Origin of the sequence: Streptomyces colwelliae (assembly GCF_048158785.1) — a bacterium.
GTDB lineage: Bacteria > Actinomycetota > Actinomycetes > Streptomycetales > Streptomycetaceae > Streptomyces.
The window spans coordinates 1-14,670 of record NZ_JBLTJC010000021.1; the positions used below are offsets into that span (position 1 = coordinate 1).

The window sequence follows — 14,670 nt, forward strand, 5'->3', positions numbered from 1 at the left end:
CACTGGAGTAGCGCGAGTAGCCGCTGTCGGAGGAGTGCATGGCCACCAGCACGCCCGCCTCCTCGACCCGCTTCCAGAACGGGTCGAACTCCGGCAGCGCGAAGGACCGCGAGCCGCCGTAGCCGGGGACCGGGGCGGGCCGGATGAGAATCGCCCGCGCTCCCCGCTCAAGACACCACTCCAGCTCGGCGATCGCCTTGTCCAGGATCGGCAGGCTGATCACCGGCGTGGTGAAAATGCGGTTCTTGTAGTTGAACTGCCAGGTCTCGTGCAGCCATTGGTTGAGGGCGTGCACGACGACATGGATCAACTCCGGGTCGTCCCGCATCCGTTCCTCGACCAGGCTGGCGAGTGTCGGGAACATCAGGGTCTGCTGGATGCCCAGGTCGTCCATGAGCGCCATGCGCGGTCCGGGCTCGCGGAACGCGGGGATCGACCGCATCGGCTCGCCGAACAGCTCCCGGTGGGACTTGCCCTCCGGGTTCCCCTCACGGAAGTAGTCCTCCCACGCGCCAGGCCTGGCTACGACCTCGAACGTGGGGTTGGGGATGTAGTCGCTGATCTGACCGCGGATGGCGATCTTCGTACGGCCCTTCACCTGCACGTACTGGATGGCGCTCGCGTACTGCTTGGGCAGGTACCGAGTGAGCGCATCCTCCGTCTCGTACAGGTGGTTGTCCGCGTCGAACAGTGGATACGGCGGCACACGCGATGGCATGAGATCCTCCTTCGCAGATTGCGAGAATCCTATTCTCACTCTTGATGGGCGGCAATATCCTTGCGGAGAACGAACTTCTGGACCTTGCCGCTGGCGGTCCGCGGGAAGTCCTCGACGACATGCAGTTCCTCCGGCCACTTCTGCCGGGCCAGGCCCGCCGCGGCGAAGTGGGCGCGCAGGTCGTCGAGGGTCGGTTCGGGGTGGCCGGACCGCAGTCGTACGACGGCTGCCGCGTGCTCGCCGAGGCGGGCGTCCGGGGCGGCCACGACCGCGGCCTCGGCGACGGCCGGCAGGGCGAGGAGAACCTCCTCCACCTCCAGCGCGCCGATGTTCTCGCCGCCGCGGATGATGATGTCCGCCTTGCGGTCGGTGATGGTCAGGTAGCCGTCCTCGTCGAACTCACCGATGTCGCCGGTGCGGTACCAGCCGTCCGCGTCGAAGGCCCGCTCGGTGAGGGCCTCGTCGGTATAGCCGAGGCACAGGTCCGGGCCGCGGCTGAGGATCTCGCCGTCCTCGGCGAGCCGGATCTCCACTCCGGCCAGCGCGTCCCCGTCGGTGTAGAGCCGCTTGTCCTCGGGCGCGGTGTGGGCCGAGGCGGTGATCGAGGGGTGCTCGGTGCTGCCGTAGGCCCGGAAGACCGTGATGCCGAGGTCCGCGAGGCGTCTGGTCACCGCGTTCGGTACGGCCGCGCCGCCGAGGCCCGCGTATTTCATACACGTCAGGTGGCCGGGCGTGAAGTCGGGGTGGTCGAGAAGGCTCGTCATGTAGTACGCGGCGCCGCCCCCGACGGTGAGTCCGTCGCGGGCCATCAACTCCAGGGCGAGGCCCGGGTCCCAGGTGTCGGCGAGGTTCACCGGGGAGCCGTCGAGGACGGGGATCAGGAAGGCGTTCACCATGCCGATGAAGTGGCCGACGGGCGCGGAGGTGAGCTGGTCACCGCGGTCGGGCGGGTAACGGCCGGCGAGTTGGCGGGTCTCGAAGCCCAAGGTGCGGTGACTGTGCACAACTCCCTTGGGGTCGCGGGTCGTTCCGGAGGTGAAGGCGATCAGCGCGGGCCCGGACGGGTCCGTCGGTACGACGCCGGGCAGCGGTTCGTCGGCGAGCAGCTCGTCGAAGTCCCGGCCCACGACGCCGACCACGGGGATCTTCGCGCTCAGCTCGGGGTCGTGGCGGAGATGTCCGAACCGGTCGGCGGTGACGAAGACCTTGGGCTCGACGGTCTCCAGGATGTAGCCGACTTCCTTGCGGCCGTAGAAGTGGACGATCGGCACCACGACCGCGCCGAGGAACGCCGAGGCCCAGAAGACCGCAGCGGCTTCCATCCAGTTGGGCAGTTGGAAGGCCACGACGTCACCGGGGCCGACACCCCGTTCGCGCAGTCCGGCGGCCAGTCGGCGGGCCGTCGACTCGACCTCGGCGAAGGTCCCTTCCCAGGGCCGCACCGCCGAGTGCACGCGGAACACGGCCCCCGGGGCGGCCGTCAGTCCCCGCGTCAGCAGGTCACCGATCGTCTCACTGGTCCACCAGCCCTCCGCCTCGTAGCGGTCGACCAGTTCAGCGGGGATCGTTCGCACGACAGGAACTTCCTCTCGTCATTGAGAATTGCACTCTCTCAGAGCGAGAAGGTAAATTCCATACATGGGACGAGACCACGGGTTCCACCCGGTGCGGATCACACGGATCATCCAGGAGACGCCCGACACACGGACGTACGTACTCGACGCGCCCTTCCCGTACCGGGCGGGCCAGTTCGTGACGATCAAGGCCTGTGGCACGCTGCGCAGTTACTCCATGTCCAGTTCGCCGGAGACGGACGCCGAGCTGATGACGACGGTGAAGCGGGTCCCGGGGGGTCTGGTGTCCAACTGGATGCATGACCATCTCGCGCCCGGCGATGTCGTCGAAACCACGCTGCCCGCAGGGGTGTTCTGTCTGCGGGAGGGCGACGAGGCAGGCTCAGCCCCCGAGTCGGCCGCTCCGGTGGTGGCGTTCTGCGGGGGCAGCGGGATCACCCCGATCCTGTCGCTCGCCAAGTCGGCGCTGGCCGGCACCGGGCGTCCGGTGCGGGTCCTGGCCGCCGACCGGGACGCCGGTTCCGTCATCTTCGCCGCCGCGCTGGGCGAGTTGGCCGAGCGGTACCCGGACCGGTTCGAGGTCCGGCGCCATCTCGACGACTGGCAGGGGTTCGTCACCGCGGACCAGGTCCGGGAGTTCGCGGGCGGCGACACGGACGCCGATTTCTACCTCTGCGGGCCCGCGCCCTTCATGGAGTTGGTGGAGAACGCGCTTCTCGCCCACGGTGTCGCACCGGAACGGATCTTCGTCGAGCGGTTCGCGCAGGCCGCCGCCGACCGCCCGCTCCAGGAGAACCCCGAGCAGGAACCCGAGGAACCCGTCGAACAGGACGGCACCCTCACGCTCGTGCTCTCCGGCAAGCGGCACACGCTCGCGCAGCGCTCCGGCGAGACCTTCCTGGAGAGCGCACGTCGGGCAGGTCTGGCCCCGCCGTTCTCCTGCGAGGCGGGCAACTGCGCCACCTGCATCGCCCAAGTCACCGAGGGCGAGGCCAAGATGCGCGTCAACAACGCGCTCGACGACGACGAGATCGCCGAGGGCTGGGTCCTGACCTGCCAGGGCGAGCCGACCACCCCGCACGTCACTGTCGAATACGAGGACTGAGGCCATGGACGTAGATCTCGAACTCGACGAGGGCCTGGCGGTCGTCACCATCGACCGCCCGCAGGCCCGCAACGCGATCGCCCCGACCACCATGGACGAACTGGACAAGGCGCTCGACGCCGCCGCGGGCGCCAAGGCCCTGGTCATCACGGGGGCCGGCGACCGGGCGTTCGTCTCCGGCGGGGACCTGAAACAGCTGAGTGCGATCCGCACCGAGGAGGACGCGATGGCCATGGCCCTGCGGATGAGGGGGATCTGCGATCGCATCGCGGCCTTCCCCGGACCGGTGATCGCCGCGTTGAACGGCCACGCGTTCGGCGGCGGCGCCGAGGTCGCGGTGGCCGCCGACATCCGGGTCGCCGCCGACGACATCAGGATCGCCTTCAACCAGGTGGCCCTGGCCATCATGCCCGCGTGGGGCGGCGCCGAGCGCCTGGCCCAACTCGTAGGCAAGGGGCGGGCGTTGATGCTCGCCGGTGCCGGGACCGTGCTCGACGCGGCCGAGGCCCAACGCGTCGGACTGCTCGAACTGGTGCTGCCGCGCGCCGAGTTCGCCGAGGGCTGGCGCACGCTGGCCAGATCCCTGGCGACCAATCCGGCGCGGGAGATCAAACGCGTGATGAGCGGAGCCGTCCCGGAGGAGGAGGCGGCCCGCGCCTTCGCCCGCCTCTGGGTGTCCGACGAGCACTGGCAGGCAGCGGAGAGGGTGATGTCCCGTGGGTGACACACGAGTTGGGGCGACCGGAGCGGGCGCCGACCTGAGCAACACCGACCTGACCGACGTACGGACGCACACGGACCGTGCGGCGGCCGGCGACGGGCGGGTGCGGGTCGAGTCCAGCCCGGTGGGGCCGATCGTACGACCGCCGGACGCGAGCGATCTCGTCATCCTGTATCTGCACGGGGACCGGCAGTTGTCGGGTTCACCGGAGTCCGCGGTGGACCTGGCCGAGCGACTCGCCCTGCGGACAGGGGCAGTTGTGGTGTGCCCGCGGTACCGGTCGTCGTTCCCGGGGGCGCTGGACGACGTGCACGCCGTATACAGCTCGTGTCAGGCCCGTGGTCCGGTCGCGCTGGCCGGTGAGCGGCTGGGGGCCGGGCTCGCGGCCTCGCTGCTGGTGCGGCTGCGGGACATGGGGGCTCAGGAGCCGGAGTGTGCGGTGCTGATTTCGGCGTTGCTCGATCTGACGTTGGACGCGCCGAGTCTGCTGTTCAACGCGGCCGCCGATCCGGGCTTCGACATCGACGAACTCCGGTTGCACACGGCCCGGTTCGCGGGCGGCGCCGACCGGACCAACCCGCTGCTGAGCCCGCTGCACGCCAACCTGCACGGGCTGCCGCCGATCCAGCTCCTGGTCGCCGGCACCGATCCGCTGCTGGACGACTCCTTGTCGTTCGCCGCCCGCGCGGCGCACTCGGGTGTCACGGTGGATCTTCGGGTACGGCCGGACGCGGTGAGTCTGCATCCCGAGAGCGTGACGGCGATGGCCGATTTCATACAGGCGTGGGCCCGAGCAGCACGCCCATGACATCGCGGATGATCTCGGGGTAGTCGGTCTGCTCCTCGTCGAGCATCCACTGCTGCTGGACCCCTTCGAGCATCGCCACCACGGCCGTGGCGGCGGCTCGGGGGGTCAGGCCGCTGGGTACGCGATCGCCGTAGAGCGCGGTGAGGTGCGCGACGGTGTGGTCCTGGATCGACCGGTAGTAGTCGTGGCAGAACCGCTGTGCCTCGTCGCTGCCGGTGACGCCCTCGGCCACGAGAACGCTGTGGATCTGGGCGAGACCGGGGTTCTTGTGGTCGTAGGTGATGACCTCGGCGAGCAGCCCGGGCAGGTCCTTGCCGGCGTCCGCGTGGAGGGCGGCCAGGTGCTCGCGGGTGAGCTCCTCGCGGAGCTGGACGAGGGCGAGGAGAAGCCGCTTCTTGCTCGGGAAGTAGTGCAGTACGCCCTGCCTGGTCAGGCCGGCGCGCTCGGCCACGGCATCGATGGACGCCTTCTTGTAGCCCCGCTCGGCGAACACCCCCAGCGCGGCGACAAGGATCTCCTCGTGTCGGGCCGTCGTCATTGAGCACCCCTTCCACCACGGCAACACCCAGGTGACATTACGGTTGCCGTCGCGATCGGGCGACCCTTCCGGCCATTGCGGAACCCTTGGCCGTCCGGCGGCACCGGAGCCGGTGACCGTGCTCCGAGGGTGTCGGGAGGGTGGGCGTACGCGGACCGGGCCGCCGGCCGGCAGCCGGGGCCCGGTCGTGGCCCGCAGGACAGTTCCCTCTCACGCACCCCGGGACGGCGGCTCGAAGCCTGCGATGATCACGGCGTTGGTGTCGGCCGCGGCCTGCCGCAGGGGCTTCGCCCGCTCGTACGCCTCCGACTCGTACCAGGCTCTCGCGGCTTCGACGCTCTCAAATTCGAGAACGACGGTCCGGTCGCCGTGCCACTCGCCTTCGAGGATCTGCGGACTTCCGTCGACCGCGAGGACGGACGCGCCGCCCTCGGCCATCGACGCACCGGCCGCCCGGCTGTAGGCGTCCATCCCGGCCGGGTCCTTGATGGACTCGGTCAGGATGACGTACCCCTTGGGCATCCGGTTCTCCTCAGCTCACTGTGATCGCGCGCTCGGGGCAGCTTCCGATGGCCGTGCGGACCTGGTCCTCGTACTCGGCGGGGACTTCGGGGGTCAGTACCTCGGCGTACCCGTCGTCGGTCAGGTCGAACACCTCGGGGCAGATCGACCAGCAGATCCCGTGACCGCGGCAACGGTCCGTGTCGACGACGGCTTTCATCGCGCAGGCTCCTCGGACCTCTCGGATTTCCCGGACTCCTCGACGAGCGTGAACTCCAGGTTGAGATGGGTGAGTCCACGCAGGATGTACGTCGGCAGGTAGCGGAAGTTCCGCGCGTCGGCAGGGCCGTGCACGCTCTCCGAGATCCTGATGTCCGTCGTACGGTCGAGCATGCGCTCGATGCCCACCCGGGCCTCGGCGCGGGCCAGCGGGGCGCCGGGGCAGGTGTGGGGGCCGCGGCCGAACGCGAGGTGGTGCCGGGCGTTCGCGCGGGCCGGGTCGAAGGTCTCGGGGTCCTCGAAGTGGCGCGGGTCGCGGTTCGCGGCGCCGTTGAGGACCATGAGGGTGGTGCCGGCGGGGATGTCGACGCCGCCGACCGTGGACGGAACGCGGGACAGCCGGAAGTCGCCCTTGATGGGGCTCTCGGTGCGCAGCGTCTCCTCGATGAAGTTGGGGATGCGGTCGCGCTCGGTGCGCAACAGCCGCTGCAGATCGGGGTCTTCGGCGATCAGCTTGAGCGCGTTGCTCAGCAGCCGGACGGTGGTCTCCTGGCCGGCCGCGAAGAGGTTGGTGGCGACGCGGGCCACGTCGGCGACGTCGGGGGTCGAGCCGTCGGCGAACTTCGCGGTGGCGAGTCCCGTGATCACGTCCTCGCGGGGTTCGCGGCGGCGCTCCTCGACATAGGCCGAGAACTGCCCGTACAGGTACTCCAGTGGCGAGTACGCCACCTCGCCGTCCGTGCTCCCGATGCCGCCCCGCGGCTGGTGCTCGAGGCCCTCGACGAACGTGTTGCGGTCCTCGTCGGGCACACCGAGCAGATCGGCGATGACCCGCAGGGTGAACGGACCGGCGAACCCGCTGATGAAATCGCCCTCGCCGGCGGCGAGATACGCGTCCAGCTGGGCGTCGGCGAGGTGCCACATCGACGCCTCGTTCTCCTTGAGGCGGCGCGGGGTGATCAGCCGCATCAGCAGTCCGCGGTGATCCGTGTGCACGGGCGGGTCGAGCGTCGGCAACTGGTCGCTCATCGGGAGCTGGTCGCGGTACTGCTCGATCAGCGCGCTCACGTCGTCGCCCACGAGCGGGACCGGGAACCCGGGGAAGGGGCCGGTCACCGAGAGGCAGGACGAGAAGGTGTCCGCGTCGTTCAGGACCTGGATCGCCTCGTCGTAACCGGTCACCATCGTCACGTCGTGGTGGCTCTCGTGTTGTACCGGGCACTTCCCGCGCAGGGCCGCCAAGTAGGGGTAGGGGTCCGCGACGACTTCGTCGTCCTGGAAGAAGTCGATCGCCTCGAAGTCCTTCACGGTGTGCACGGTTCCCTTCCGTCACCAGTCTGACGACGAGCGACGATATCAATGTTCTCCGGTGACGAGAAGGTCGTTTTCGCTTTCATGGAGCGGGAGTTGCGGGTGTCGTCAGACGTCCCTGGCCCATGTGGTCGAGAGCCGCGTCGGCCGCCGTCAGCACAGTGCCCGTAGGGGCGCCCGCCGTGTCGGCGAGGTCGGCCAGCAGCCTCACGTCCTTACGGAGCAGCGGTCCGGCGCGTTCAGCGAGACGGTCGAGTGTGCCGCCGGCGGCCCGCACGCGGTCGAGCGCGAAGCTCGATCCGCTGCCGTGGAGGACGACTTCGGCGAGGGCGCCCCGGTCGATGCCGAACTCCGGTGCCAGGGCCAGTGTGTCGGCCGCGGTCGCCAAGTTGGCGGTGAACAACAGGTTGTTGAGGAGTTTGGCGATCTGTCCTGAGCCGAGCGGACCCATGTGGACGACCGGATCGCCGAACGTCTCGAACACCTTGCGGCAGTAGGCGACCGTGCCGGACTCGCCGCCCGCCATCACCAGCAGACGGCCCTCGGCCGCCGCCTGTCCGCCGCCGCTGACGGGTGCGTCGACCACGGAGACGCCGTGCGCCTCGGCGCGTTCGGCGAGCCGTCGGCAGGTGTCGGGGTGGACTGTGCTGTGTACGGCGATCACCCCGCCCCGGCGCAGGCCTCTCAGCACGCCCTGTTCGCCCGTGACGACCTGTTCGACATCGGCGTCGTCGACGACACAGACGCACACCAGGTCGCTGGCGGCGGCCAGTTCGACGGGGGACGTGGCCCGCTGAGCCGCCGTGTCCGCGAACGCGGAGAGCGTGGCCGGGCGGCGCGCCCACAGTGTCGTGACGAAGCCCGCCTCGACGATCCGGCGCGCCATGGGAGCGCCCTGACTGCCCAGCCCGATGAATCCGACGCGCATCAGCGGGCCTCCTGCTCGACCGAACCGGGGGTGTTCCCGGACTCCGGCTCCACGACGGGGCTCTGAGGCTCGGCGCCCACTATGGACTCGGCGTCGGCTGCGGGCTCCGCATCAGCCTTCGGCTCCGGTCGCCAGAACGTGCCCAGCAGTCCCCCGGTCGCCACGACGGCCGCGCCCAGCGCGGTGCCGCCGCCGGTCCAGCCGGTCAGGTCGATGCCGGCCGCGTGGTCGACGGACCAGCGGCCGGGGCCCAGTACCGCGAGGGCCAGGGCGACGACGGCGAGCGTGAGGACGTACTCGTAGCCGTCCTTGAAGACGAAGAAGCCGTTGGGCCGGTGGGCGAGCAGCCCCGCGACCAGCATCACCGAGATCACGGCGGCGCAGGCCAGCGGGGTGAGCAGGCCGAGGATCAGCAGGACGCCGGCGCCGACCTCGGTGAGCACGCTCATCCAGGCCTGCAACACGCCCTGTCTCAGGCCGAGTCCGGTGAACCAGCGGGCGGTGCCCTCGATGCGGCCGCCGCCGCGCCAGTGGTTGAGCCCGTGCATGATCATGATCAGTCCTACGACCACGCGTACGAGCAGCAGTACCGCGACATCGGCGTCACTCATCCGGCCCTCCTCGGCAGACGGTCGACCCCGTCGTTGTCGTATCCACCGTTCTCGTATCCGAGAACGCACTCCTCGACGAACGACAGGATCTTCAGGTGGTACCCGGTCGCGGTGTGCCCGATGCTCAAGTTGTGGCCGCTGTCGGCCTGTTCGTCGGTGACGACCCGCGGGGAGTCGGTGAACAGGCTCGCGATGTCGGCCATGGCCTCGGGCCCGGAGCTCCACACACGTTCGTGGTCACCCAGCGTGTAGTGCACGGGAATCCGTACGCGGGCGGCGGCTTCGGCGAACTCCAGCGGCCAGCGGCGGGCGACCGTCGACTCGTACGGCGGCCCGGGTGACTGGATACGGGAAGCGCCGACGACCTCGTCCGGGTACAGACGCGACGGCTCCCACAGCAGGTCGCGCAGGCCGGGTCCGGAGCGTCGCGGCACGGCCGGGTCACGCCGCCGGAAGTCGAGGATCTCGACGGCGCCGGGCGCGTGGTGGCGTCCGGTACCGGCGATCTCCAGGCCGAGAAGGTCGTTCCGGCGTTCGTCGCCGGCCATGTGCACGCCCAGGGCGCAGCCGATCGAGTGCGCCCAGAGGAACAGTCCCGCTCCGCGCGGACGCGAGGCGAGCAGCCGCTCCACCGCTCCGTAGGCGAGATCGACGCGCCGCGCGGGGGAGGCCATGGTCTCGCTGTGCGGAGCCGAACTGCCGTATCCGGGACGGTCGATGGCGACGACCGTGTAGTCCAGTGCCGCCGCGGTGCGCAGGAGGGACAGCCGGGGCTGGTCCGGGTAGTCGAAGTAGCTCGACGTCACCGCTCCCCCGTGCAGGGCCACGACGACCGCACGCGGGTTGCGGACCTCGCACAACAGCCCGGACATGGGAATGCCGTCGACGTCGACGACGCGCGAAACGACCTGCGTGGTACGGGAGTTCATCCGTCCGCCCGGAAGAGGATCACGCCGCTCGGGGTGAGTCCGCCACTGCTCGCCACCGCGACCCGCGCGCCGGGTATCTGGCGTGGCCCGGCCGCGCCACGCAGTTGGCTGATCGCCTCGTGGACCAGCCCCATGCCGTGGGTACGGCCGTGGGAGAGCTGTCCACCGTGGGTGTTCAGGGGCAGTACGCCGTCCCGTGCGATGTTCTTGCCTCCGTCCAGGAAGTCCTTGGCCTCGCCGATGCCACAGAACCCCAACCCCTCAAGCCAGGAGAGGCAGTTGAAGGTGAAGCCGTCGTACAGCTCGGCCACGTCGACGTCTTGGGGGCGCAGCGCGGTGCGTGACCACAAGTGGGCTGACTGGCCGAGGACTTGGGGTTCGTGGGTAAGTGTGCTCTGGTCCCATTCGAGCCGTTCCAGGATCTGGGTGCCGACCGCCTCGACGAAGACGGGTGGTTGGGCGAGATCACGGGCCGCGTCGACTGCCGACACGATCACGGCGACCGCTCCGTCGCAGGGGACGTCGCAGTCGTAGAGGCCGAACGGGGTGGTGATGGGGCGGGCGTCGAGGTAGTCGTCCATCGTCATCGGATCGCGGTAGACCGCCGTGGGGTTGAGTGCCGCGTTGGCGCGCTGGTTGAGGGCGATCCAGCCGAGGGTCTCGCGGGTGGTGCCGTAGCGGTGGAAGTGGCGTTGGGCGTTCTGGGCGAGGGTGTGGGCGGCCGAGATCGCTCCGAACGGCTTCATCCAGCCGTCCAGTTGGCGCGATGGAGGCTGGGCGATCCGGCCCCGGCGCACGAGGTCGCCGTACGACGCCTCCCAGACCGTACGGAAGCACAGCACATGGCGGGCCAGGCCGCCCGCGACGGCGAGCATCGCGGAGATGAGGGAGCCGCAGGGGCCGAAGGTCTCGCTGCCGCCGTTGTACCAGGTGGGTTCCAGTCCGAGGGCGGACTCCAGGGCGGTGACGCCTCCTTCGCCGAAGCCGCCGTATGCGGCACCGGCGCCCGGGTAGGTGGCCAGGCCGTCGATGTCGTCGACGGTCAACCCGGCGTCGGCGATGGCACGTTGGCAGGCCTGGACGGTCAGGGACACCGGTGGGACCAGGAGTCGGCGGCCGATCTCGGACATGCCGATGCCGGTGATCGCGACCTTGTCCTCGAACTTCTCGGTCGACGCCATCGGCCTTACGCGGCGGGCGAGTTGACGGGTGTCGACCTCGGCGAGCGGCAGGGGGTCCGTCGCCGGGTGGTCGCGTGCCGGGCGGAACAGCGGCAGCCAGGCGTCCTCGACCTGTTCGAAGACGACCTCCATCCGCATGCCCAACTCCAGCTCGTCCGGGGCGCATTGGACGGCGTTGGTGGTGAGCCGGACCCGGGGGTCCTCCTCGACGGCGACCTGGGCCACGACGTAGGGCGCGGGCAGGCCGGGCAGGGCGAAGCGGTGGTTGACGGTGAAGCCGATCAGCGTCGCGCGGCCGGAGACGGCCCGGACGCCGATGTCGTGCCCGTGGCAGTACCGGCAGACCGGCTGCGGCGGGTGGATGAGGGCCGCGCAGGACCCGCACTCCGCCAGCCGCAGCCGGCCGTCCGCGCCGGAGGCCCAGAAGAACGCGTTCTCCTCTGTGACCAACGGCCCCGGGCGGGTTGGGGAGTTCATGTGCCGATCCGTGCCTTCGCTGTGCGGACGGTGACTGGTTCGGCGAGGCGCTGTTCGTCGCAGGCCTTCTGGAGTTCGGCGAGGGTCTCGTCGAGTCCGGCGCCGAGCCGTTTGCCCGGGGTGAAGGTCGCGGGGAGGTGGCGCATGCCCTGGATGACGCCGATGGTCTCGTAGTGCACGGCGCCTTCGGGGTCGCACTCGTAGTCGGGCATGCGGTCGAGTACGGCCGTCATCATCCGCTTGAACACCGTGCGGGCCACGTTGGAGCCGATGCAGCGGTGGATGCCGAGGCCGAAGCTGCTGTGGCGGTTGCCCTTGCGTTCCATGTCGATCGTGTCGGGGTCGGGGAAGACCGACGGGTCGCGGTTGGCCATCGCCCAGGAGAGCCAGAGGCGTTCGCCCTCCTTGAACTCGGTGCCGGCGATCTCGCAGTCGGCGGAGAAGGTGCGTCCGTCGCCGGGGGCCGGGGTGTAGAAGCGCAGGAACTCCTCGGTCGCGGAGTCCAGCAGGGTCTTGCGGTCGCGGCTGAGCCGCTCGCGTTCCCCGGGGTTCTGCGAGAGCCATTCGAGGGCGTGGGCGGTGAGGGCGGTGGTGGTGTCGAAGCCGCCGCCGATCAACAGGGCGAGTACGCCCAGGAGTTCGCCGTCGTCCGGGGTGCGGCCGTTGAGGTCGGCGCGGACCAGCGCGTCCACCAGGCCGGGGCGGGGCGCCTTGCGGATCTCCATGAGCTGGCCCATGAGGTCCATGCCCATCTTGCGGCTGAGGTCCAACACCCGTTCCCGGTCGGGGGAGTTGGGGGGTGTGTAGACGGAGGCGTGGGCCGGTTCGTTGTAGATGGTCCAGCGCTCGATCGGGATGCCCATCATCGCCAGCGTGAGGACGGCGGGGACGATGTTGGCGAGGTCGTCGACGAAGTCGATGTGCCCGGACTCGATCTTCTCGTCGAGGCTGGCGCGCACGACCTCGTCGACGAACGGGATCCAGCGCTGGATGGCCGCCGGCGACAGATACGGGTTGAGGGTCTGGCGGTAGTAGCGCTGGTCCGGCGGGTCCATCTCCAGGAAGCCGCCCTGGGCTTCCCGGGCGCGGGGCGGCGGGGGGATGGAGATGCCCTTGTAGCCGCGCCGTTCCCCTTTCACGTCATGGTCGTTGGAGAGGAACTCGGCGGACCTCGCGAGTTCGAAGACCTCACGGTTGCCGCTGGCGACCCAGTGGCCGCCGTGGGTCTCCGTCCAGGCGATCGGGCACTGTCCGTGCAGCTCGTGGGTGATGTCCTCGAACCGGTCGCGGTAGTCGGGTGTGTGCCGGTCGAAGTGCACCTGCGGGTGCTTGCGGCCGGCGTCGTCGTCGACGGCCGCGTCTTCCGTGGTCATGCGGAGTCCTCTCCTGCTCGGTGGATGAGGTGGGGGGTCAGGAGATGAGGGAGATCGCCCGTTCCGGACAGGACAGGACCGCCTCGCGGACGGCCGCCTCCTGGTCGGCGGGGACTTCTTCCTGGACGACCGAGGAGTGCCCGTCGATCTCGCTGAGTTCGAAGGTGTCCGGAGCGCGCATCGCGCAGAGCGTGTGGCCCTGGCAGCGCTCCGGGTCGACTCGTACCTTCACGGTCCTTCCTTCCTGCCGTGGTGAACGCCGTACTGAACGGGTGGCGTGGCGTGGCTACTTGAGGTCGGCCATCGACTTGCCGACGTCGGCGAGCGTCGGCGGCTTGCCGTAGTTGCCCTTGTACTTGTAGGCGGGCGCGTCGCAGCGGTAGGCGCCGTCGGTCGGCTTGAAGTCGGCGGGGACCCAGCCGCTGGTGGTGGCCTTCTCGACGTTGAAGCACTTCACGGGCTCTTCGGGCTTGGTCAGGTTCACCGGGGCCTGGAGCCCTCCCCCGGTCCACTCGGTCTGCTTCTTGGCGTTGGCGAGGACACAACTGCGGGTCAGTTCCGCGCAGTCGCGGGCCGAGGTGGCGAACAGCAGCCAGGTGGAGAAGGCGTGCACGGCGGGCAGGGTGATCTGCGCGTCGGGTGCGTACTTCTTGAACAGGGCGACCATTTCCTTGGTCGCCGGGTTGTCGGCCTCCTTCTCCAGCGGGTAAGTCCCGTCGATGCTGGCGAAGTTGGTCTGGCTGCTCAATGCGGTGTCGGCCAGCTTGAGGAACGCGGGGCCGTAGGCGTTGTTGTTGGCGTCGACCCAGTCGAGCTTGTAGTCGATGTTGGTGAGCGCCTGCTCCAGCTTCGCCAGCTGGGTGAAGTCACCCAGGAAGACAAGGCCTTTGACCTTCTTCGTCTTGATGGACTGGGCGTACGGCGTCCAGTCGGAGACACCCTGCGCGGGGTAGAGGTCGGAGTAGGTGACCTTGCCGCCCATCGCCGTGAGGACTTCCTTGTCCTGGGCGGCGATGACCTTGGTGACGGGCACGTCCCCGGTGATGATGCCGACGCCGCTCGCCGACGACGGGTACGCCTCCTTCAGCAGCCAGGAGTAGTAGCCGGCGTAGGGCGCGTACCCGGACGAGGCGCCCTGCGTCATCACCTGGAGGTCGGCGCCGACCTCGGAGGTGACCTGTGCCGGGAACTCGGGGAGCAGGCACTTCAGCCGGGTCTTGACGCCCAGGCCGTCGAGGGCTGCGCCGCCGCCGACCTCGAAGAAGTCGGTGCGGCAGGCCTCGATCATCTGCTGGTTGACCTGCATGAGCTGGGCGTCGTGCGTCTCGGGCGTGATCTTGCGTCCGTTGATGCCGCCGGCGGCGTTGCACCAGGAGGTGAAGACCTTCGCCGCGTTCTCGAACTCCGGGTTCTTGGTGAACCCGACGTCGCTGAAGACGCCGACCTTGATCTCGGAGCTGGTGACGCCCTGACTGGTGACGGTCTTGGCCGTCCCCTTCCCGCACACGGACTTCAGCGTGCCGAAGTCCGCGGAGGCGGTGTCGGCGGCTCCGGTGGTGGAAGGGCTGCTGGTGTCCGCGGACTTGGTGCGGCCGGAGCATCCGGCCGCGGCCGCGAGGGCCAGGACGAGCGCGGGGATGAGCAAGCGTCTCATCGGTTCTCCTCGTTGAGAATGA

16 protein-coding genes are annotated in these 14,670 nt (G+C 69.6%); 3 read left to right on the forward strand and 13 right to left on the reverse strand.

Annotation, left to right across the window (positions count from 1 at the left end; all coding sequences use genetic code 11):
- Nucleotides 1–718: amidohydrolase family protein (locus tag ACNFOC_RS06860; protein WP_416957677.1), on the reverse strand; the 718-nt coding region annotated here is incomplete at its 3' end.
- A gap of 35 nt (nt 719–753) precedes the next feature.
- The gene (locus ACNFOC_RS06865) at nt 754–2,292 is read right to left on the reverse strand and encodes an AMP-binding protein (RefSeq protein ID WP_416957679.1); all 1,539 of its coding nucleotides are present in this window, start codon (nt 2,290–2,292) and stop codon (nt 754–756) included.
- Nucleotides 2,293–2,356: 64 nt separating this feature from the next.
- On the opposite strand from ACNFOC_RS06865, the gene ACNFOC_RS06870 reads away from it, so the two are divergent.
- Genes ACNFOC_RS06870 through ACNFOC_RS06880 form a run of 3 tightly spaced genes read left to right on the forward strand, consistent with a single transcriptional unit; the run spans nt 2,357 to nt 4,926 of the window.
- Nucleotides 2,357–3,397, forward strand: a complete 1,041-nt coding sequence (locus ACNFOC_RS06870; RefSeq protein ID WP_416957682.1) for a 2Fe-2S iron-sulfur cluster-binding protein — start codon at nt 2,357–2,359, stop codon at nt 3,395–3,397.
- Between the two features lie 4 nt (nt 3,398–3,401).
- Nucleotides 3,402–4,121: an enoyl-CoA hydratase/isomerase family protein gene (locus ACNFOC_RS06875; RefSeq protein ID WP_416957684.1), complete on the forward strand. Its 720-nt coding sequence runs from the start codon at nt 3,402–3,404 to the stop codon at nt 4,119–4,121.
- On the forward strand, nt 4,114–4,926 hold the full coding sequence (locus ACNFOC_RS06880) for an alpha/beta hydrolase fold domain-containing protein (RefSeq protein WP_416957686.1): 813 nt from the start codon (nt 4,114–4,116) through the stop codon (nt 4,924–4,926). The genes ACNFOC_RS06875 and ACNFOC_RS06880 overlap by 8 nt, the downstream gene beginning before the upstream one ends.
- Here the strand turns inward: ACNFOC_RS06880 and ACNFOC_RS06885 are convergent.
- The 11 genes from ACNFOC_RS06885 to ACNFOC_RS06935 form a co-directional block, all read right to left on the reverse strand.
- Nucleotides 4,892–5,464, reverse strand: coding sequence for a TetR/AcrR family transcriptional regulator (locus tag ACNFOC_RS06885; RefSeq protein WP_416957688.1), 573 nt, complete (start codon nt 5,462–5,464; stop codon nt 4,892–4,894). The genes ACNFOC_RS06880 and ACNFOC_RS06885 overlap by 35 nt on opposite strands.
- A 210-nt stretch (nt 5,465–5,674) precedes the next feature.
- Complete coding sequence (locus ACNFOC_RS06890) at nt 5,675–5,986, reverse strand: DUF1330 domain-containing protein (RefSeq protein ID WP_416957690.1); 312 nt, start codon at nt 5,984–5,986, stop codon at nt 5,675–5,677.
- Nucleotides 5,987–5,996: 10 nt separating this feature from the next.
- Entirely contained in the window at nt 5,997–6,185 is a 189-nt protein-coding gene (locus ACNFOC_RS06895; protein WP_318022596.1) for a ferredoxin, read from the reverse strand.
- Nucleotides 6,182–7,501, reverse strand: a complete 1,320-nt coding sequence (locus ACNFOC_RS06900; RefSeq protein ID WP_416957692.1) for a cytochrome P450 — start codon at nt 7,499–7,501, stop codon at nt 6,182–6,184. The genes ACNFOC_RS06895 and ACNFOC_RS06900 overlap by 4 nt, the downstream gene beginning before the upstream one ends.
- A 76-nt stretch (nt 7,502–7,577) precedes the next feature.
- Nucleotides 7,578–8,423: an NAD(P)-dependent oxidoreductase gene (locus ACNFOC_RS06905; RefSeq protein WP_416957694.1), complete on the reverse strand. Its 846-nt coding sequence runs from the start codon at nt 8,421–8,423 to the stop codon at nt 7,578–7,580.
- The gene (locus tag ACNFOC_RS06910) at nt 8,423–9,034 is read right to left on the reverse strand and encodes a DoxX family protein (protein WP_416957696.1); all 612 of its coding nucleotides are present in this window, start codon (nt 9,032–9,034) and stop codon (nt 8,423–8,425) included. Before ACNFOC_RS06910 ends, ACNFOC_RS06905 begins: the two co-directional genes overlap by 1 nt.
- Entirely contained in the window at nt 9,031–9,963 is a 933-nt protein-coding gene (locus tag ACNFOC_RS06915) for an alpha/beta fold hydrolase (RefSeq protein WP_416957698.1), read from the reverse strand. The genes ACNFOC_RS06910 and ACNFOC_RS06915 overlap by 4 nt, the downstream gene beginning before the upstream one ends.
- Nucleotides 9,960–11,621, reverse strand: coding sequence for a thiolase C-terminal domain-containing protein (locus ACNFOC_RS06920; RefSeq protein WP_416957700.1), 1,662 nt, complete (start codon nt 11,619–11,621; stop codon nt 9,960–9,962). Before ACNFOC_RS06920 ends, ACNFOC_RS06915 begins: the two co-directional genes overlap by 4 nt.
- Complete coding sequence (locus tag ACNFOC_RS06925; RefSeq protein WP_416957702.1) at nt 11,618–12,994, reverse strand: cytochrome P450; 1,377 nt, start codon at nt 12,992–12,994, stop codon at nt 11,618–11,620. The genes ACNFOC_RS06920 and ACNFOC_RS06925 overlap by 4 nt, the downstream gene beginning before the upstream one ends.
- A 37-nt stretch (nt 12,995–13,031) precedes the next feature.
- Nucleotides 13,032–13,226 carry a ferredoxin gene (locus tag ACNFOC_RS06930; protein ID WP_363097681.1) on the reverse strand — a complete coding sequence of 65 codons (195 nt, stop codon included), beginning with the start codon at nt 13,224–13,226 and terminating at the stop codon, nt 13,032–13,034.
- A gap of 54 nt (nt 13,227–13,280) precedes the next feature.
- On the reverse strand, nt 13,281–14,648 hold the full coding sequence (locus tag ACNFOC_RS06935; RefSeq protein WP_416957706.1) for an ABC transporter substrate-binding protein: 1,368 nt from the start codon (nt 14,646–14,648) through the stop codon (nt 13,281–13,283).
- Nucleotides 14,649–14,670: the final 22 nt, after the last annotated feature.